Annotated in this window: 17 protein-coding genes and 1 pseudogene; 6 read left to right on the forward strand and 12 right to left on the reverse strand. The window is 67.4% G+C overall.

What is annotated here, in order from left to right; translation table 11 throughout:
• Positions 1 to 62: 62 nt before the first annotated feature.
• Positions 63 to 1,379 (reverse strand): proline--tRNA ligase, encoded by a 1,317-nt coding sequence (gene proS, locus UAA55_RS10900; protein WP_322952746.1) that lies wholly within the window; start codon positions 1,377 to 1,379, stop codon positions 63 to 65.
• 452 nt (positions 1,380 to 1,831) lie between these two features.
• Between proS and UAA55_RS10905 the strand changes: the two genes are divergently transcribed.
• Positions 1,832 to 3,523: a methyl-accepting chemotaxis protein gene (locus tag UAA55_RS10905; RefSeq protein WP_322952747.1), complete on the forward strand. Its 1,692-nt coding sequence runs from the start codon at positions 1,832 to 1,834 to the stop codon at positions 3,521 to 3,523.
• 61 nt (positions 3,524 to 3,584) lie between these two features.
• Here UAA55_RS10905 and UAA55_RS10910 read toward each other — a convergent pair whose 3' ends face one another.
• The 3 genes from UAA55_RS10910 to UAA55_RS10920 all read right to left on the reverse strand — a co-directional run bounded on the left by UAA55_RS10910 (position 3,585) and on the right by UAA55_RS10920 (position 6,656).
• Complete coding sequence (locus UAA55_RS10910) at positions 3,585 to 5,426, reverse strand: DUF885 domain-containing protein (RefSeq protein ID WP_322952748.1); 1,842 nt, start codon at positions 5,424 to 5,426, stop codon at positions 3,585 to 3,587.
• A 132-nt stretch (positions 5,427 to 5,558) separates the two neighbouring features.
• Positions 5,559 to 6,107, reverse strand: coding sequence for a hemerythrin domain-containing protein (locus tag UAA55_RS10915; protein ID WP_322952749.1), 549 nt, complete (start codon positions 6,105 to 6,107; stop codon positions 5,559 to 5,561).
• Positions 6,108 to 6,209: 102 nt separating this feature from the next.
• Positions 6,210 to 6,656: a hypothetical protein gene (locus tag UAA55_RS10920; protein ID WP_322952750.1), complete on the reverse strand. Its 447-nt coding sequence runs from the start codon at positions 6,654 to 6,656 to the stop codon at positions 6,210 to 6,212.
• A gap of 82 nt (positions 6,657 to 6,738) precedes the next feature.
• On the opposite strand from UAA55_RS10920, the gene UAA55_RS10925 reads away from it, so the two are divergent.
• Both UAA55_RS10925 and UAA55_RS10930 read left to right on the forward strand, forming a co-directional pair.
• On the forward strand, positions 6,739 to 8,031 hold the full coding sequence (locus tag UAA55_RS10925) for an NCS2 family permease (RefSeq protein ID WP_322952751.1): 1,293 nt from the start codon (positions 6,739 to 6,741) through the stop codon (positions 8,029 to 8,031).
• 779 nt (positions 8,032 to 8,810) lie between these two features.
• Entirely contained in the window at positions 8,811 to 9,710 is a 900-nt protein-coding gene (locus UAA55_RS10930) for a LysR family transcriptional regulator (RefSeq protein ID WP_322952752.1), read from the forward strand.
• Here UAA55_RS10930 and UAA55_RS10935 read toward each other — a convergent pair.
• Positions 9,707 to 10,264 carry a DNA-3-methyladenine glycosylase I gene (locus tag UAA55_RS10935; RefSeq protein ID WP_322952753.1) on the reverse strand — a complete coding sequence of 186 codons (558 nt, stop codon included), beginning with the start codon at positions 10,262 to 10,264 and terminating at the stop codon, positions 9,707 to 9,709. The genes UAA55_RS10930 and UAA55_RS10935 overlap by 4 nt on opposite strands.
• A gap of 88 nt (positions 10,265 to 10,352) precedes the next feature.
• Between UAA55_RS10935 and UAA55_RS10940 the strand changes: the two genes are divergently transcribed.
• From UAA55_RS10940 to UAA55_RS10950, 3 genes are all read left to right on the forward strand, one after another.
• Complete coding sequence (locus UAA55_RS10940; protein WP_322952754.1) at positions 10,353 to 11,534, forward strand: iron-containing alcohol dehydrogenase; 1,182 nt, start codon at positions 10,353 to 10,355, stop codon at positions 11,532 to 11,534.
• Between the two features lie 27 nt (positions 11,535 to 11,561).
• Positions 11,562 to 11,900: a hypothetical protein gene (locus tag UAA55_RS10945; RefSeq protein ID WP_322952755.1), complete on the forward strand. Its 339-nt coding sequence runs from the start codon at positions 11,562 to 11,564 to the stop codon at positions 11,898 to 11,900.
• Between the two features lie 266 nt (positions 11,901 to 12,166).
• On the forward strand, positions 12,167 to 12,511 hold the full coding sequence (locus tag UAA55_RS10950) for a hypothetical protein (protein ID WP_322952757.1): 345 nt from the start codon (positions 12,167 to 12,169) through the stop codon (positions 12,509 to 12,511).
• Between the two features lie 79 nt (positions 12,512 to 12,590).
• Here the strand turns inward: UAA55_RS10950 and UAA55_RS10955 are convergent, their stop codons facing one another.
• The 7 genes and pseudogenes from UAA55_RS10955 to nuoN all read right to left on the reverse strand — a co-directional run bounded on the left by UAA55_RS10955 (position 12,591) and on the right by nuoN (position 18,791).
• Positions 12,591 to 13,124, reverse strand: a complete 534-nt coding sequence (locus UAA55_RS10955) for a hypothetical protein (protein WP_322952758.1) — start codon at positions 13,122 to 13,124, stop codon at positions 12,591 to 12,593.
• Positions 13,124 to 13,630: a hypothetical protein gene (locus UAA55_RS10960; RefSeq protein WP_322952760.1), complete on the reverse strand. Its 507-nt coding sequence runs from the start codon at positions 13,628 to 13,630 to the stop codon at positions 13,124 to 13,126. Before UAA55_RS10960 ends, UAA55_RS10955 begins: the two co-directional genes overlap by 1 nt.
• A gap of 62 nt (positions 13,631 to 13,692) precedes the next feature.
• Positions 13,693 to 13,956: a DUF1467 family protein gene (locus tag UAA55_RS10965; protein ID WP_145750247.1), complete on the reverse strand. Its 264-nt coding sequence runs from the start codon at positions 13,954 to 13,956 to the stop codon at positions 13,693 to 13,695.
• 94 nt (positions 13,957 to 14,050) lie between these two features.
• Complete coding sequence (locus tag UAA55_RS10970) at positions 14,051 to 15,715, reverse strand: ribonuclease J (protein WP_322952763.1); 1,665 nt, start codon at positions 15,713 to 15,715, stop codon at positions 14,051 to 14,053.
• Between the two features lie 44 nt (positions 15,716 to 15,759).
• Positions 15,760 to 16,551 carry a type III pantothenate kinase gene (locus UAA55_RS10975; RefSeq protein WP_322954441.1) on the reverse strand — a complete coding sequence of 264 codons (792 nt, stop codon included), beginning with the start codon at positions 16,549 to 16,551 and terminating at the stop codon, positions 15,760 to 15,762.
• Positions 16,552 to 16,605: 54 nt separating this feature from the next.
• A pseudogene (locus UAA55_RS10980) lies at positions 16,606 to 17,289 on the reverse strand (biotin--[acetyl-CoA-carboxylase] ligase); the annotation flags it as partial.
• 62 nt (positions 17,290 to 17,351) lie between these two features.
• Positions 17,352 to 18,791, reverse strand: coding sequence for an NADH-quinone oxidoreductase subunit NuoN (gene nuoN / locus UAA55_RS10985; RefSeq protein ID WP_322952764.1), 1,440 nt, complete (start codon positions 18,789 to 18,791; stop codon positions 17,352 to 17,354).
• Positions 18,792 to 18,799: the final 8 nt, after the last annotated feature.

Here is an 18,799-nt window from a genome sequence, read left to right on the forward strand (position 1 = left end):
GGAAAAAGGCGCCCGCCCTCTAGCACGCGCCGGAAGGGCGGGCGTCCCGTTTCTTGCCCTGGTCAGGCCTTGATCAGTTCGGCCAGAGCCGCCTCCACCGGTAGCTCGCGCTTCTCGCCGGTGGCGCGGCGCTTCAGCTCCACCACCCCGGCCTTCAGGCCGCGCGGGCCGACGGTCAGCTGCCAAGGCAGGCCGATCAGGTCCATGTCGGCGAACTTGGCGCCCGGGCGCTCGTTGCGGTCATCGTACAGCGTCTCGACACCGGCGGCGTTCAGCTTGGCGTACAGATCCTCGCACAGGCTGGCGCACGCCGCGTCGTCGGCCTTCAGGTTGATCAGGCCCACGTGGAAGGGGGCGACCGCGTCCGGCCAGATGATGCCGTTCTCGTCATGGCTGGACTCGATGATGGCGCCCATCAGGCGCGACACGCCGATGCCGTAGCTGCCCATCTCCACCGCCACCGGCTCCCCATCCGAGCCGGCCACGACGGCGCCCATGGGCTTGGAATACTTGGTGCCGAAATAGAAGATGTGGCCGACCTCGATGCCGCGGGCGGAGACCAGCTGGTCCTCCGGCACCTCGCAGGTGGCGGGGTCGTGCTTCTCGTCCGTGGCGGCATAGATGCTGGTGTACTTGGCGAAGAAGTCCTTCAGGTCGCTGCCGGCCTCCGGCGGGTTCTGCAGCACGTCCAGGTTCAGCCAATCCTTGTGGCAGAACACGCCGCTCTCGCCCGTCTCGGCCAGGATGATGAACTCATGGCTGAGGTCGCCGCCGATCGGGCCGGTGTCGGCGCGCATGGGGATGGCCTTCAACCCCATGCGGGCGAAGGTGCGCAGATAGGCCAGGAACATCTTGCGGTAGGACAGCTTGGCCCCTTCCGCGTCCAGGTCGAAGGAGTAGTTGTCCTTCATCAGGAACTCACGCCCGCGCATGACGCCGAAGCGGGGGCGGATCTCGTCCCGGAACTTCCACTGGATATGGTACAGGTTCTTCGGCAGATCCTTATAGCTGCGCACGAACGTCTTGAAGATGTCGGTGATCATCTCCTCGTTCGTGGGACCGTACAGCAGCTCGCGATCGTGGCGGTCGGTGATGCGCAGCATCTCCTTGCCGTAGTCGTCATAGCGGCCCGACTGGCGCCACAGCTCCGCCGATTGGATGGTGGGCATCAGCAGTTCCTGGGCGCCGGCGGCGTCCTGCTCCTCCCGCACGATCTGCGAAATCTTGCGCAGGACCTTCCAGCCCAGCGGCAACCAGGCGTAGATGCCGGCACTGGTCTGCCGGATCATGCCGGCGCGCAGCATCAGCCGGTGCGAGGCGATCTGCGCCTCCGCCGGGGTTTCCTTCAAGGTGGGCAGGAAAAACTGGGAGGAGCGCATCGCGGGAACCCGTCGCCTTCGTGAACTTGGATTACGGAAATGGAGCCGCGACTTTAGGCAATGACGTCCCCCCTGTCCATGGTGGCGGGACAGGCGCCTTTGGCCGCGCCGTCCCACCCTAAAGATGCCGCATGTCTACGCATGACGGGTATAACCATCCGGTTTATGCAAGATGGCCATGCGTTTCGGAGTCGAACCTCAAAGCCTGCACTTATTATGGCAGTAACAATGATCGAAATACTGGATCTTGTGCTGATTGGAACGAAACACTCCACTTTGTGGGAAATAATAGATTAACGACAATTTAAGAAAATTTCCAAGATGTAACTGCCATCGCAATATCAGATGGAAGCCATGCGTTGACCTTGAAATCCGCCTCGTGGTTTTTACGGGCCATTAACTAATCGCTGTTATCTCGCCGGGACAAGCCCGCCGCCAAAGGACCCGCAACCATGTTGGCCAACGCCAAAATCCTGACAAAGATTAATCTTGTCATCCTCGTCATGGCGCTTTCCGCTGTCGCCATCGGCATCGCCGGCTACATCGGCATGTCGACGCTGTCGGTCGCGGCGCACCGCCTGGACGTTATGGGGACCAACCTGCACCAGGCGGCGCAACTGAACGCCAACGTGATCTACATGAACCGCGGTGAATACCGCATGGCCGCCGATCCAAAGGACACCGAGGACGTCGCCAAGAACGTCGCCGGCCGGGTCGATGAGTTCGCCAAGAACATGACCCTGCTGGACCAGCAGGTGGAGGCCAAGTACCGCCCCATGCTGGCGGAGATCAAGACCGCCTTCGCCGCTTATAAGAAGGAATTCGACGGCACGATGGCGGCCAGCCGCAAGCATGCGGACCTGAAGAACGAGGCCGCCCGCCAGGAAATCCTGGACGAGGTCGCGCAGTCCCGCACCGCCTCCACCGCGCTCAGCAACAAGATCAAGGTGCTGCAGGAGGCTCTGGACGAGGATGGCACCACCGTGGCGCAGGACGCCCAGGCCGTCGCCCGCGATCTGACCATCATGATCGTCGCGGTCGCCGTCATCGGCATCGCCGTCGGCATCGTCGTCGGCATGCTGATCGCCCGCCGCGGCCTGGTCACGCCCATCACCCACATCGTGCGCAACCTGCAGGACTTGGCCCACGGCCGCCTGACCATCGAGATCTTCGGCACCGAGCGTGGCGACGAGGTGGGCGACATCGCCAAGACCGCCTTGGTCTTCCGTGACAACGCCCGCGAGACCGAGCGTTTGCGGGCCGAGCAGGAAAAGGAACAGGCCGCCCGCACCACCCGTGCCGCCGCCCTGGAAAGCCTGACCCGCACCTTCGACGTGCAGGCCGGCGACGTCATCGGCGCCGTGGCCTCGGCCGCCACGCAGATGCAGGCCACCGCCAGCTCGCTGTCCGCCTCGGCCGAGCAGACCACCCGCCAGTCCGCCACCGTGGCCGCCGCCGCCGTCGAGGCTTCGGCCAACGTCCAGACCGTGGCCGCCGCCGCCGAGGAACTCAGCTCCTCCATTCAGGAGATCAGCCGCCAGGTGGCGCAGTCCGCCACGGTCGCCGGCGACGCCGTGCGCCAGGCCACCCACACCGGCACCATCGTCGCCGGTCTGGAGCAGACCGCCCAGCGCATTGGCGACGTGGTCAAGCTGATCACCGACATCGCCAGCCAGACCAACCTGCTGGCCCTGAACGCCACCATCGAGGCGGCCCGCGCCGGTGAGGCCGGCAAGGGCTTCGCGGTCGTGGCCAGCGAAGTGAAGAGCCTGGCCAACCAGACATCCAAGGCGACCGAGGAGATCAGCACCCAGATCGCCCAGGTCCAGGACGCGACCCGCGAGGCGGTGACCGCCATCGGCGCCATCTCCGGCACCATCGAGAACATCAACAGCATCGCCACCACCATCGCCTCGGCGGTGGAGGAACAAGGGGCGGCGACGCAGGAAATCGCTCGCAACGTGCAGCAGGCCGCCGCCGGCGCCGACAGCGTCACCCAGAACATCCAGGGCGTGTCGCAAGCCGCGGATGAGACGGGCCACTCCGCCCATGACGTGCTGACCGCCGCGACCTCAATGGCGCGGGAGGCGGAAAAGATGCGCGGACTGGTGGAGAAATTCCTGGTGGACGCCAAGGTGGCGTAACGCGAACGGCCTGGGAAGTCGCGCCCCAGGCCGTTTCCTTGAGCGTTCGGGACGCGGCGGGTCAGCCCCGCCGCACCCGGGTGATGTAATCGCCCACCATGGTCTGCAGCACGTCCAGCGGCACGGCGCCCGAGTTCAGGCCCACCTGGTGGAAGTCCTTGATGTCGAACTTGTCGCCGAGCGCGGTCTTGGCCTGGTCGCGCAAACGGTTCCACAGCGTGTGGCCGATCTTGTAGCTGCAGGCCTGGCCGGGCCAGGCGCAGTAGCGGTCGGTTTCGCGCGTCATGGCGCTTTCCGTGTCGCCGGTCAGCTCCACCATGTACTTTACCGCCTGTTCCCGGCTCCACCGCTTGTAGTGCATGCCGGTGTCGATGACGCAGCGGCCGGCGCGGAACAGCAGGAACTTCAGGTAGCCGATGCGGCCCAGCGGGTCGGCGTCGTACATGCCCAGCTCATCGGCCAGCTGCTCGGCATAGAGGGCCCAGCCCTCGCCATAGCCGGAGAAGAACATGTTGGCGCGGTAGAGCGGGATGCCCTTGGTCTCCTGCGCGATGCAGCCCTGCAGGTGATGGCCGGGGATGCCCTCATGATAGACGGTGGTGGGCAGCGACCATTTGGGCCATTCGGCCGTGTCGTGCAGGTTGAAGTAGATGGTGCCCACCCGGTCGCCTTCCAGCGGCGGGGATTCGTAGTAAGCCAGCGGCGCGCCGGCCTCGATGGCAGCCGGCACACGCTGCACCCGCGCCTTGGCCTTGGGGATGTCGCGGAACATGCGCGGCAGGCGCGACGCCATGTCGTCCAGCTTCACCTGCAAATCGGCCACCAGCTGGGCCTTGCCCTCGTCGGTGTTGGGGTAAGTGCTCTCGGGCCGGGCGCGCAGGGCTTTGATGCGCTCCGCCACCGTGCCCTGGGTCAGGCCCTGTGCCGCCAGCAGGCCGTCCAGCCGGGCGCCGATCTCCTTGGCCTGGTCCAGGCCGATCTGGTGCACCTCGTCCGGGGACAGGGTGGTGGTGGTGCTGGACTTCAGGCCCTGGGCGTACCAGGCCTCGCCGTCCTTGATGTGCCAGACGCCGGCGTCGTGCGTCGCCGTCCTGCGGGCGGCGTCCACCGCCGCGATCTGCCGGTCCAGCGCAGGGCCCACCTTGTCGGTGTAGATCTTGGCCGCCTGGGCGCCGTAGGCGTCACCCAGCCCCTTGTCCTTGGCCCGTTTGGCGACGGAGGACACCAAGCCGGAAGCGCCGGCGTCGACCCGCAGGGCGCGCAACTGGGTCAGGGTGGTGTCCAGCATGAAGTCGGCGGCCAGAACGCCCTGGGCGGCGTCATGCTTGAACTGCGCCGTCTCGGTGTCCAGCGCGCCGGCGAAGGCCTCCAGCCGCGCCAGGTAGGCGTCGGCGTCGGCCTTGGCCTCGATGGGATGGTGCACGTCCAGGAAGTTGGGGATGGACTGGTAGGAGCCCTGGAGCTGGCACAGCTCATAGGGCGACCCGCCGGAGCCGAAGGGGAATTTGTGGTCGCTCTCCGCCGCCTCGGCCAGGACGTATTCCACGCTGTCGTAGTTCACGGCGTCGATGCCGGTCAGCGCCTTGCGGTCGATGGCCTTGAGGCGGCGCAGCTGGCTTTCCGTCGCGGCGGTGTCGGCCTTGCGCCCGGCGGGGCTGCGGTCGTCCAGCTTGGCGCGCAGGCCGGCCAGCTTGCCGGTGTCCATGCCGGCCATGGTGGCGCCCTCGGGGCTGCGCCGCAGATCTTCCTGGAAGAAGGTGTCCAGCAGGTGGTTCAGGTCGGCGGCGGGGCCCGTGGCGGGCCCCTTGGCGGGCTTGGACGCATCGGCGGCGAAGCCGGGGCGGACTGTGGCAAGGGCGACCGAGGCGGCGCTGGCAGCCAGGAAGGCGCGACGATTAAACATGAAGTCCCCATTATAATTTGACGGGCGAGACTACCGCCCCTGGAGACCGGGAAAAAGGCCGGGCCTGTAACGGAACGGTTACAGGCGGCGCCCGCGCCCAACACGGAAGGGGCCACGGGCGCCCCGCCGTCGTCAGGAGTAGGCCTTGCCCCACTCCGCCATCAGTTCCTGCTTGCGGGCCTTCAGCCGCTCGCCCATCTCGTTCAGGTCCTCATCGCCGCGCTTGGCCTGGGCGAACAGGCCACCGGGCTGTTCCTCTTCCTTGACATGGTGCTTGATGTACTCGCCCAGCACCTTGACCTTGGCGTCGTAGAAGTCGTCGCCGGGTTTCATGGTCTCGATCTCGGCGATCAGCTTCTTGGCGCCGTCATGCTCGACATAGGCCTCGTCCAGCATGTCGTCCTCCACCTCGCCCCGTTCCTCGGGATAGAAGATCTCCTCCTCGATGGCGGTGTGGACCTTGAGCGCCAGGGCGATCTTGTTGAACAACGCCAGCTTTTCGTCATCGCCGTCCAACTGCTCGTACTCGTCGAACCAGCCTTCCACCTCGCGGTGGTCCTTCTTCAGCAGGCTGACCGCCAGCGGATCACGCGTGGCGGTGCGCCGGGTGCGGCGCGGCTTGGTCCGGGTCTTGGCCTTCGTGTGGGTGCCGTGGGCGGCGGTCTTGTGGGCCGTGGCCATGGGTGCGCTCCTTCGTCGGATGGTTGGCTGCGGATGGTTGGCGCCGTTGTTCGGGCCCCTGAAACCGTCCGCGCGCGCCCAAGGTTCCGCTTCGGTGCCGCTTCAGCGGCCCGACACCCCCTGCTGGCGGCACAGCGCCGCCAGTTCATCCTCGGCCGGATCGGTCAGGGGCTGGCCGTTGAACAGCACCTGATCACCTTCCACGGTCAGCAGCCCCAGATAGGCGTCCGCCCGGGGACGGGCCGCGCCGGCGACGCGCGGCAGCGCGCGGGCCAGGCGGGCGGTCAGCGGGATTTCGATGCGTTGGGGCGACTGCAGATGGACGCCGCCGTCCAGGTCGGCCGGCGCCACCGGGTTGCCCTCCACATCCACGCCCGGCTGATAGGCGACATCGGGCGCCGGCTCATGCCGCACCGCCCATTGGCAGGCGGCGGGGTCGACGGCGATGGTCGGGCCTTTCGAAGCGCCCTTCTGCGGCACCCCCTGCCCCCACGCGATGCCGGCCGCCAGCACCAGCGGGCCGGCCATCCCAACAGCGATCCGCCGCATTGGCTTTATCCTTGCTTGGCAGGGGCTTCCGCGCCGACCATGGGATCGGCGCGACTTCCCAAGAATAACCCGGGGGCTTCCCTTGCTTGATCGCTTTTTCGGGCTGACGCCCCACGGCACCACCGTGCGCACCGAGATCCTGGCCGGCGTCACCACCTTCCTGACCATGGCCTACATCATCTTCGTGAATCCCCAGGTGTTGGGCAAGGCCGGCATGGACCCGGGGGCGGTGTTCGTCGCCACCTGCCTGGCCTCCGCCCTAGGCTGTTTCATCATGGGGTTGTATGCCAACTACCCCATCGCGCTGGCGCCGGGCATGGGCCTGAACGCCTACTTCGCCTATTCGGTGGTGGGTGGCATGGGTTATCCCTGGCCGGTGGCGCTGGGCGCGGTCTTCCTGTCGGGCGTGGGCTTCACCCTGTTGAGCCTGCTGCCGGTGCGCGAGGCCATCGTGAACGCCATCCCGACGGGGCTGAAGCACGCCATCTCGGCCGGCATCGGCCTGTTCCTGGGCCTGATCGCGCTGCAGAACGCCGGAATCGTGGCGGCCCATCCCGCCACCATGGTGACGCTGGGGGCGCTGGGCAAGCCGCAGGCCCTGCTGGCCTGCGCCGGCTTCCTGGCGCTGGTGGTGCTGGTGGCGCGCGGTGTCACGGGCGCCGTGGTCATCGCCATCATCGGCACGGCGCTGGCCGGCATGGCGCTGGGTGTCACGCCCATGATCGCCAGCCCGGTCTCCCTACCGCCCAACCCGGCGCCCACGCTATTGCGGATGGATGTGGCCGGCGCCTTCAACATGGGCCTGACCGCCATCATCTTCGCCTTCCTGTTCGTCGACCTGTTCGACACCGCCGGCACGCTGGTGGGCGTGTCCCACCGCGCGGGGCTGCTGGATGCCCACGGCCGCCTGCCCCGGCTGAAGCGGGCCCTGCTGGCCGACAGCCTGGCCACCACCGCCGGCGCGGCCCTGGGCACCTCCACCGTCACCGCCTATATCGAGAGTGCCGCCGGCACCTTCGCCGGCGGGCGCACCGGCCTGACCGCCGTGGTGGTGGGCTGCCTGTTCCTAGCGGCCCTGTTCCTGTCACCCCTGGCGGCCGCCATCCCCGGCTACGCCACCGCTCCGGCGCTGTTCTACGTCGCCTGCCTGATGGTGCGCGGCCTGGCGGAAATCGATTGGGACGACGTGACCAACTCGGTCCCGGCGGTGATCACGGCCCTGCCCATGCCCTTCACCTTCTCCATCGCCGACGGCATCGCCTTCGGCCTGATCGCCCATTGCGCCATCAAGCTGCTGACCGGCAAGGGCCGGGAGCTGGGTTTGGCCCTGCCCATTCTGGCAGCACTCTTCATGCTGCGCTTCGCCCTGGCTTAAATGCCAGGGCCTTGATCTACCACGGAATTTTCCCGGCTTTCGTTGAGTAAAATTTATGATTGGCCGCTGTTTTTGACCGAAAAGGCCGCCTTTCGGGCATCGTGCCTTGAAAATGATCAAAAAACAGATGACGGAATGATTTCGTCTCCCTATACTCCGCCCTCGTAAACACAAGGGCATAAAAAAGACCGCGCTCGCGATAGCGCGGCGCGGCCTTGAGTTTAGGGAGGAATTGCCACCAAGCGACTTAATGTCAGAGGGGGATGTACCCTCCAACGCTTGGATAATGCTACGCCGAGTTTTCGAAAGGCAAGCCCTAACGGAGGGCTGGCCTTTCTTTTTGTGCTTTTTCTGTGCTTTTGCATAATGATTGGTCAATTGCCCGGTTTATGGGCTGGCAATTGCTCAATATATAAGCCATCGCTACCCGGCGACGCTTCGGAAACGCCCCGCAGCGCAACAGAATCATCCCCGAATCATCCCCTTTTCGTGTTGCGCTGCCGAAGTCCGCGCCGCCGTCTATCCGTAATGGCGGAGATCACCCCTGCCGGACGACCGCGCCAGTCGGTCGCGGCTAGCACCGTCGGCCGACGAGAAATACCCAGGACAAGGGCAAAGCCCCCATGGTTGCGGTATCAGCCTGAATAATAGGCAATCGGCCACCCGTGGGGCGCCGGACCGCCCGACCCAGATCGCTCGACCCAGATCGCCCGACATGGACGGCCTCCGGGATTTCCGTTTAAAATCCCAACGCCCTTCAATCATTGTCACTTGTGATCATGACGGCCACCGTCACCGCCGCGCCCTTCCGGCCCCTGGACCTGGACGCCGTGCACGCCTTCGTGCTGGTGGCCACACTGCGCAGCTTCACCCGTGCGGCGGAGGCGTCGGGCACCACCCAGTCGGCCATCAGCCTGAAACTGAAACGGCTGGAGGACAGGCTGGGCCAGCGGCTGCTGGAACGCACGCCGCGCCAGGTGCGGCTGTCATCGCAGGGCGCCGCCTTCCTGGAGCCGGCCCGCCGGCTGCTGGCGGCGCATGACCAGGCGCTGGCCGGGCTGGAAGAGGCGCCGCACCGCCTAGTCATCGGCATCAGCGATCATGTCGCCGGCCGCGACCTGCCGGGTTTGCTGGCCCGCCTGCAGGGCCGCGACCCCACCCTGGTGATGGAGGTGCGCATCGCCGCCTCCCGCGACCTGGGCGGCCTGTTGGAACGGGGGGAGCTGGACGCCGCCATCCTGCGCCTGGAGCCACCGCTGGACGGCCGCCTGGCGGAACCGCCGCCCGAGACGGGGGAGCCGCTGTTCATCGACCCGCTGTGCTGGTTCGCCGCCCCGGGCTGGGAGCCGCCGCCGGGCGCCCCGCTGCCCATCGCCACCCTGTCCGCCCCCTGCGGCGTGCGCGGCCATGCCACACGCGCACTGGACGTCGCCGGCGTGCCCTGGATGGAAGTGTTCGTGGGCGGTGGCGTGGCCGCGGTGGGCGCCGCCGTCCTGGCGGGACTGGGCGTGGCCGCCCTGGCGCCCCGCGCGGCGCCTTTGGGTTCCGTGGAGGTGGGCGCGCGTTTCGGCCTGCCGCCTTTACCAAGCGCACCCGTGGTGTTGCGCTCCGCCGTCAGCGACCGGCGGTCGCGGGCGGCCTTGGCGACGTTGGTCGCGGCGTTCCGGGCGGCAGGTTAATAGACGAACCCCTCGGCCACCGCCTCGCGCCACGGCTGGCCCAGCCGGGCCAGGGCATGGTCCACGGGGCAGTCTCCGGCATGGGCCAGCGGCAGATAGCCGATGCTCATCAGGAACTCGCCCACGATCTCGCCGCCGGTGAAGCGGAAGGTGCGGCGGAACAGCTTCACCCATTCCGCCTTGGTCAGCGGGTGGTGGGCGGCGATCCAGGCGGCGAAGCCGCCGTGGCTGGCGCGCAGGCCCTGGATGACCCGGGCGTTGTGGATGGCGGCCTCGATCTTCAGACGGTTGCGCACGATGCCGGCATCCCGCATCAGGCGCTCGACATCCTCCGGACCCAGCGCCGCCACCGCGTCCACATTGAAGTTCTGGAAGGCGGCGTTGAAGGCTTCACGCTTGCGCAGGACCACCAGCCAGGACAGGCCTGCCTGGTTCACCTCCAGCATCAGGCGCTCGAACAGCACCGCCTCATCCGTCGTGGGGAAGCCGTGCTCCCGCTCGTGATAAGGCCCGTGGAAGGGATGGCCCGGGGCGATGGCGCAGTATCCCGACATTCGGCGTGGTCCTGGTTAAGGCATGGGGAGGGGTAGGAGAAAGGCGCGCGTGGATGCTAGAAGGGGACGCGGCAGGAGGAAACCCCAAATGACCCCGGCGAACATCGATGCCCATCACAGCGATTTCACGTTCGAGACCACGCCGCGCGTCCTGGCCCAAGTGGGCGGGGCCGCGCGGCTGGGCGAGTTGGCGCGTGACCTGGGGGTGGGCCGCGTCTTCGTGGTGACCGATCCCGGCCTGGTGAAGGCCGGGGTGGTGGAACCGGCCCTGGCCGGCCTGCGTGCCGCCGGCATCGAGACCGTGCTGTACACCGAGGTGCAGGCCGACCCGCCGGAGGCGGTGGTGCTGCATGCCGTGGCCGCCGCCCGCGCGGCCCAGGCGGATGCCGTCATCGGCCTGGGTGGGGGCAGTTCCCTGGATACGGCCAAGCTGGTGGCCCTGCTGGCCGGCCACCCGCAGAACCTGGCCGATATCTACGGCATCAACCTGGCACGCGGCCCCCGGCTGAAGCTGATCCAGGTGCCGACTACGGCGGGCACGGGCTCGGAAGTGACGGCCATCGCCATCGTCACCACGCCCGGCCATGAGAAGAAGGGCGTGGTCAGCCCTCTGCTCTACCCCGACGCCGCCGTGCTGGACGCGACGCTGACCCTGGGCCTGCCCCCGGCGGTGACGGCCATGACCGGCATCGACGCCATGGTGCACGCCATCGAGGCCTACACCAGCCGGCTGAAGAAGAACCCGCTGTCCGACAGCCTGGCCACCCGGGCGCTCACGCTGCTGTACGCCAACCTGCCCCGCGTGCTGGCCGACGGCCGCGACGTGGCGGCCCGGGCCGCCATGCTGCAGGGCTCCCTTCTGGCCGGCATGGCCTTCGCCAACGCGCCGGTGGCGGCGGTGCACGCCCTGGCCTATCCCCTGGGCGGTCATTTCCATGTGCCGCACGGCCACGGCAACGCCCTGGTGCTGGCCCCCGTCCTGGCCTTCAACCGCGGCCATGCCGAGCGGGCCTACGCCGAGCTGGGCCGCCTGATCGACCCGGCGTTGACCGGCGCCGACGACACCGCCGCCTCCCACGGTTTCGTGGACGCCATGACCCGCCTGGTGGCGACCATGCCCTTCGGCCAGCGCCTGGCCGACGTAGGCGTCACCGCCGGTCACATCCCCCTGCTGGCGGCGGACGCGATGAAGGTGCAGCGCCTGCTGGTCAACAACCCCCGTCCCGTCACCCTGGACGACGCCGTGGCCCTCTACAGCGCCGTCCTCTGATCCCTTGAGAGAGCGTCCCCTCCGCCCATGACACCGACCCTGTCGCCCGCCGCCCGTCGCCGCCTGCTGCGCAACGTCCTGGCCTTTTTCATCACCCTGGTCGCCGTCTGCGTGGCGGCGGGGCTTATCGGCGGCACCATGGCCGTCGTGCTGGTGCTGCGCCTGGTGTTCGGCATCGGCGCACTGTGTTCCGGGGTGTGGATGTTCTTCCTGCTGGCGCGCCAAATGATCCGCAACGGCCGCCCGCCCCACCCCTTTTTCTACGGTGGCTACGCCATCATCCTGGGCTGCCTGGGCGGTGTGGCGGTGCTAGGCGCCCTGATGCTGCTTCAGGTGGCGCAGCAGTTTTCCTGGGCCGCATCCTGATCCATCCACATGGCGGCAAAACGCCTCAGCCGGACAGGATAGTCCGGACGACCTAACCGGCGCCGGTCATATGAATATTTTCTAGTAGAGCAGACAAAATGTGGAACCCACGGCGACACCATTTTGCCATCAATCCTTGGCCTCATTGGCAGTGAGGACCGAGCGATTGGCGATTATCTGTGTTACGCGCGACGGGAACTTTCCGTCTTCTTCGTAACAACGGTGGCGCCAATGATATCGGCCCAATCAAACCAAGAGGTGACCCCATGAAGTCCGTCATGAAGTCCGCCCGTGCCACCGTCAGCGCCGCCGCCCTGGCCGTGGCCCTGACCGGCGGCCTGTTCATCGCCGGCGCCAGCACGGCCAACGCCCAGGTGGGCGTGGACCTGTGGGTGCGCGAGGCCCCGCCGCCGCCGCGCCACGAGGTGATTCCCCCGCCACCGGAACCCGGCCATGTCTGGGTGGGCGGCCACTGGGCCTGGCATGATCGCTGGGACTGGGAGGAAGGCCATTACGCCGCCCCGCCCCATCCCCACGCCCATTGGGTGCCCGGCCACTGGCGGACCCGCCCCGACGGCCGCCACATGTGGGTCGAGGGCCACTGGCGCTAACGACAGCCACGGCTGAATGAAAAAGGACGGCATCGGATCCATCGGTGCCGCCCTTTCATTATGCGTATCCAGGGGGTCCTCAACGCCGGCGGAAAGCCACCGCGCCCAGGACCCGATACCCCATGGAGGCGCTGAAGCGCTGGGCGGCACGCTTGGTCGCCTCCTCCGCCGTGTCCGCCCCCACCAGGTAGACGCGGCCCGACACCCAGTCGTCGACATAATCGGACGGCGCCATGCGGGCCGTGGCCGTCTCGCCGAAATCGGGGTTGGAGATGGTCAGTTCCCAGAAGTGATGGGCGTTCAGGGTCTGGCGGTCCAGCAGGACCAGGGGCTGCAGCCGCCGCTCGCGCAGGGCCTTGCGCTCCTTGTCCAGGCTGTCCAGCTCCTCGCGCAGTTCCTCCAGCGTCGCGTCCACCGTGTCCATGGTGTTGGTGATCTGCTCCAGCTCACCCGAGGTGCCGTCGATCTCCTGCCGGAACTGGGCCACCAGGGCCTCGCGCTTCTCCAGTTGGCGGTTCAGTTCCAGCCGGCGCACCGTCAGCTCGCGCCACTGGCGGAACAGCAGCGCCGCCAGCAGGCCGATCATCAACAGCATCAACCAGCCCAGTTCCATCACGCCCCCCGGCGGAACCCGGCGGGCCGCAGCGGGCCCTTCTCCGGGAAGTGCATTTCCAGCTGCCGCCGGGCGGCGGCTTCCGATTCGGCCCAGATGCTGCCGCGATGGTCCACGCCCCGCAGCGCAGGCGGCAGCTCACGCCCCGGTTCCACCGACGGCGAGGGCAGGAGGTTGCAGGCGTATTCCTCCTTATCCTTGGAGGGTTCGCCGATCTGATGCAGGACATAGAAGTCGCGGGCGCGCATCTCGTTGTTGTCGACACGCAACTGGGAAATGGCCATGCGCATCTTGGCCGCGTCCGCCCGCTTGGACCCCAGCGCCATGCGCTGCTGCTCCAGGAAGGACAGCACCTGCGTCTTCTCGTTGGAGACGGCGCGCATCTTGTCGGTGGAGGAGCCCAACGACTTGCGCAAGCGCAATTCCACGGTCTGCCGCCACAGCCACAGCAGAATGGCCGCCAGCAACAACAGGGCGGAAAAACCCATCAGGATTTGGATCAGCATTCCCCAGACGACCGTACCGGCCCGAACCAACCGCCGACCTGGCCGTGACGACCCCGCCTATCTCAGGAAGGCGCGTTCCCCGGGGGGTCGAACAGCTGATCGTAGTTAATGAGGCCAAAATGAAAAACAGCCCAAACGAGCCCGAGAATTACCGCTGAAATCAGGCTCGTCCATATGAATTTGCGCTTCAGATCCGGAAATACCGGCGCGCCGGGATCATTGCCCTTTTGCGGACTGTCATCGCGCCGCACCCCGATGGGCAACACCGCGAACAGCACCACCCACCACAGCGTGAAATAAATGGCGACCAGCGTGACCAGGCTCATGACGCTTCCCATCCCAAGACCCGGAATGGGCGCGGGAAGCGCGCCGCCGGGCCGTCTTGGCGGCGTCCCAGGGGCGCCGCTTCCCCTGTCCGGCTTACACCCGCACCAGGTGCACCTCGGTCACCGGCTTGCGGCCTTGCGCCGCATGGAAGGTGCGGCGCACCGCCAGCCGGGCGGCCTCGGTCACGGCCGCGTCATCACGCCGCTCCGCCTCGGCCAGCTTGTCGACCGCCTGGCCGATGCCCTTGATTAGCCCCTCGATGAACAGCGCATCCTCTTCCCCGTCCAGCAGGCCGAGGACCGACAGCTTCGGGTCGGCCAGCAGCTCGGTATCGTCCATCACCAGGGTGACGACGGCGGCTCCGTTGAAGACCATGCGGTTGCGCGTGCGCAGCAGGGTGCCGCCCAGCGGCACCAGCCGGCGACCATCCAGGCACAGCTTGCCCGAGGGCACGGTGCCGATGATTTCCGGCTCGCCCGGGCCGATGCGGATGACCACACCATTCTCCGGCACCAGGGCGCGCGGCACCTGGCATTCCAGGGCCAGGTCGGCGTGGGCCTTCAGATGGCGCTGCTCGCCGTGTACCGGCACGGCCAGGAAGGGGCGCACCCATTGGTACATCTGCGCCAGTTCGTCGCGGGCCGGATGGCCGGAGACGTGGACATCGGCATCACTGGCGGTCACCACCTCGATGCCACGGCGGATCAGGCCATTCTGCACCTTGGCGATGGCCTTCTCGTTGCCCGGTATCTCGCGGGAGGAGAAGACGACGACATCACCCGGTTCCAGGTCGATCTCCGGATGGTCGCCATCGGCGATACGGGCCAGGGCCGCGCGCGGCTCCCCCTGGCTGCCGGTGCAGATCAGCACCTGGGCCTCGCGGGGGAGATAGCCCACGTCATGCTCGGTGACGAAGGGCGGCAGATCCTTGAGATAGCCCGTGGCACGCGCCGCCTCGTTGATGCGGCGCAGGCTGCGGCCCACCAGGGCCACCTGGCGGTCGTGCGCGGCGGCGGCCTTGGCGATGGAATGCAGGCGAGCGACGTTGGTGGCGAAGCAGGCCACGGCCACGCGGCGGCCGGGATAACGGCCGATCAGCTCCTCCAACCCGACCGCGACGGTGCCCTCGGACCCCGAGGTGCCGGGCACCGTCGCGTTGGTGCTGTCACACACCAGGGCGGTGACCCCCTGGTGGCCCAGCGCGATCAGCGCCGCCTCGTCCACCGGCGCGCCCACCCGGGGGTCGGGGTCCAGTTTCCAGTCGCCGGTGTGCAACACGCTGCCGCCGGGGGTGCGGATGACCAGAGCGTTGGGCTCGGGAATGGAATGGGTGAGGCTGATCAGCTCGATGTCGAAGGGACCGACCTGGAAACGGCCGGACAACGGCACCTCGATGATCTGCACCAGGCCGCTGAACTCCGTCTCGCGCAGCTTGGCGCGCAGCACGGCGGCGGTAAAGGGCGTGGCGTAGACGGGGCAGCGCAGCTCCGTCCACAGATACTGCACGGCGCCCAGGTGGTCCTCGTGCGCGTGGGTCAGGACCAGGCCGGCCAGATCCTCCCGCCGCTCGGCGATGAACTCCGGGTCGGGCATGACCACGTCCACGCCGGGCGCGGCGTCATCGCCGAAGCTGACCCCCAAGTCGACCATCAGCCACTTGCCGGCATGGTGGTAGAGGTTGAGGTTCATACCAATTTCGCCGGACCCACCCAACGGCAGGAAATACAGGGCGTCGGGGGACAGCAAATCGTCGATCATGGAAACCTGAAAAACGGGAAACGGCGGGACGGGCGAACGGGGCGTCAGCCCCCTGATTTGGCGTTGCGGCGATGGATGAGCAAGAGCCCGCGTAAGGTCAGGTCGGCATCGATGTGGTCGACCATGCCCGTCTCCTCCGCGAACACCCGCACCATGCCGCCGGTGCCGATCACGGTGACGGGGGGCGTGCCGGTGGGCGACAGCTCCGCCTTGATACGGCGCAGCAGGCCCTCGATCATCGCGGTATAGCCCCAATACATACCGGACTGCATGGCGCCCACCGTGCCGCGGCCGATGACGCGCTCGGGCTTGGCGATGTCCACCTTGGGCAACTGGGCGGCCACACGGTGCAGGGCGTCCAGCGACAGGGTGGGGCCGGGGGCGATGATGCCGCCGGCGAAGGCGCCATCGGCGTCGACCACATCGAAGGTGGTACCGGTGCCGATATCCAGCACCACCAGCGGCGCCTTGTATCGTTCCGTGGCCGCAACGGCATTGACCAGGCGGTCGGCGCCCGCCTCGCGCGGATTGTCGATGCGGATCTCGATGCCCACATCCACCGCCGGGTCACCAATGCGCATCGGCACGCAACCGAAATGATCTTTGCATAGCCGGATTAAATCCGGTGTCGCCGCCGGCACGACGGAGGACAGGATGGCGGCGTCGACGTCCGGCGCGCTCAGGCCCTTCAGCGCCATGGCGGAGGTCAGCCACACCGCGTACTCGTCCGAGGTGCGGCGGCTGTCGGTGGAGATGCGCCAGCGGCCCCGGGGGGTGTCGCCGTCATAGATGGCGAAGACCACGTTGGTATTGCCGGCGTCGATGGCGAGCAGCATGGGTTGGCCTCCTGTCTCAGGCGGTCTGCTGGGCAGCATGGGGAAAAAGACGTCCCCGGCTGTGACCTTCACCAGCCCCTGCGGCGTTTCCACCAGCAGCGCGCCGTCGGCATCCAGATCGACCAGGCGGCCCTCGAAGCTGCGGTCATGCAGGCGGACGGTGACGGGGCCGCCGACGCCTTGGGCGGCGTTCAGCCAGGCGGCACGCACGGGCGCGAAGCCATAATCCTGCCAGCGGCGATACCAGCGGTCAAAGGCGCGGGCGTAGCCGGCCATGACCAGGTCGGGCTCAACATCCGCCCCCTGGGCCAGCAGCGAGGTGGTGGCGTAGTCGGCGGCATCCGGATGGTGTCGCACATTCATGCCCATGCCGACGGCCACCCAGGCGACACCGCCGTCCGTCTCGGCCTCGGATTCCAGCAGAATGCCGGCGATCTTGGCGCCATCGACCAGGACGTCGTTGGGCCATTTCAGCTTGGGCGCCGCGGCAATGAGGCCGTCCACCGCCTCCCCCGCCGCCAACGCGGTGACGAAGGACAGCTCGGCCGCCCGCTGGGGCGTGCCGCCGGGGCGCAGCAGCAGGGTGCAATAGAGATTGCCGGGCTCGGAGGTCCAGGACCGGCCACGCCGGCCCTTGCCCGCCTCTTGACGAACAGCCCGCACCAGCGCGCCTTCCGGCGCGCCAGCACGGGCCATGTCCTTGACGATGTCGTTGGTGCTGCCGCACCGCTCCAGCACCGTCGGCCGGATCCACTCCGGCAGACGGTGGGAAGAGGTGGGTGTGGTCAGCCCCTGCCCGCTCAATGGAACAGGCTGGCGGCGGCGGCGGCGGCGCTGTTCAGCACCGGGGTGCCAATCACCAGGGCCACCGGGAACACCACCAGGGCGGTGGCGGTGACGACCCAGGACAGGCCGGCCGTGGGACGGTCCAGCGGTTCCTTCACGTCGTCGAACCAGGAAACCTTACAGATCTTAAGGTAGTAGTAGAGGCTGATGCCGCTGGTCAGCGCCATGATGATGGACAGCGGATACAGGCCCGCCTTCCACGCGGCCATGAACACGAGCAGCTTGCCGAAGAAGCCGGCCGCCGGCGGCACGCCCGCCATGGAGAACATGAAGACGGCCAAGGCCAGGGCCAGCATGGGGTTGGTCTTGGAGAGGCCCGCCAGATCGGCGATCTCTTCCACGGCCTTACCCTTCTGGCGCATGCCGATGATGATGGCGAAGGTGCCGACGGTCATCACCAGGTAGATCGCCATGTAGATCAGCACGGCCTGCACGCCGTCGGCGGTACCGGCCGCCACGCCGACCAGGGCGTAGCCGATGTTGGCGATGGAGCTGTAGGCCATCAGGCGCTTGATGTTGCTCTGACGGATGGCGGCCAGCGAACCCACCACCATGGAGGCGACGGAGCAGAACTCGATCACCTGGCGCCACTGCGGCAGCAGGGAGCCGAACGGGCCTTCCAGGACGCGGATGAACAGGCAGATGGCGGCCACCTTGGGCGCCACGGCGAAAAAGGCCGTGACCGGGGTGGGGGCGCCCTCATACACGTCCGGCGTCCACATGTGGAAGGGCACGGCGGAGATCTTGAAGGCCAGGCCCGCGGCCACGAACACCAGGCCGACGATGACGCCCAAGGGCGCCGGGCCGGCTTGCAAGACCTGGGCGATGGTGATGAAGTTGGTGGTGCCGGCGAAGCCGTAGATCAGGCTGATGCCGTACAGCAGCATGCCGGAGGACAGGGCGCCCAGCACGAAGTACTTCAGGCCGGCCTCGGTGCTCTTGGCGAAATCGCGGCGGAAGGACGCGATGACATAGAGCGACAGGCTCTGCAGCTCCAGGCCGACATAGAGGGTCAGCAGGTCGTTGGCCGAGACCATCATCATCATGCCGACGGTCGCCAGCACCATGAGCACCGGGTACTCGAACCGGTCCATGTCCTCACGGGCGATGAAGTTCTGGGCGATGATGATGGACAGGCCGGTGCCCAGCAGGATCAACAGCTTGGAGAAGACAGCGAAACCATCGGTGATGAACAAGCCGGAGAAGGCCACGTCGTAGCCGTCCTGGCGGAACAGCAGCACGGCCGTCACCACCAGCGCCACCACGGCCAGGCCGCTGACCAGACGGGTGCCGCTCTTGCCGCTGAACACACCCAGCATCAGCAGCAGCATCGCCGCCACGGCCAGGAAGATCTCAGGCAGGGCCGGGATCAGATCGGTAAGGACAGGTTGCATGGATCGTT

It is taken from the genome of Nitrospirillum guanabarense (assembly GCF_034653355.1).
Lineage (GTDB): Bacteria > Pseudomonadota > Alphaproteobacteria > Azospirillales > Azospirillaceae > Nitrospirillum.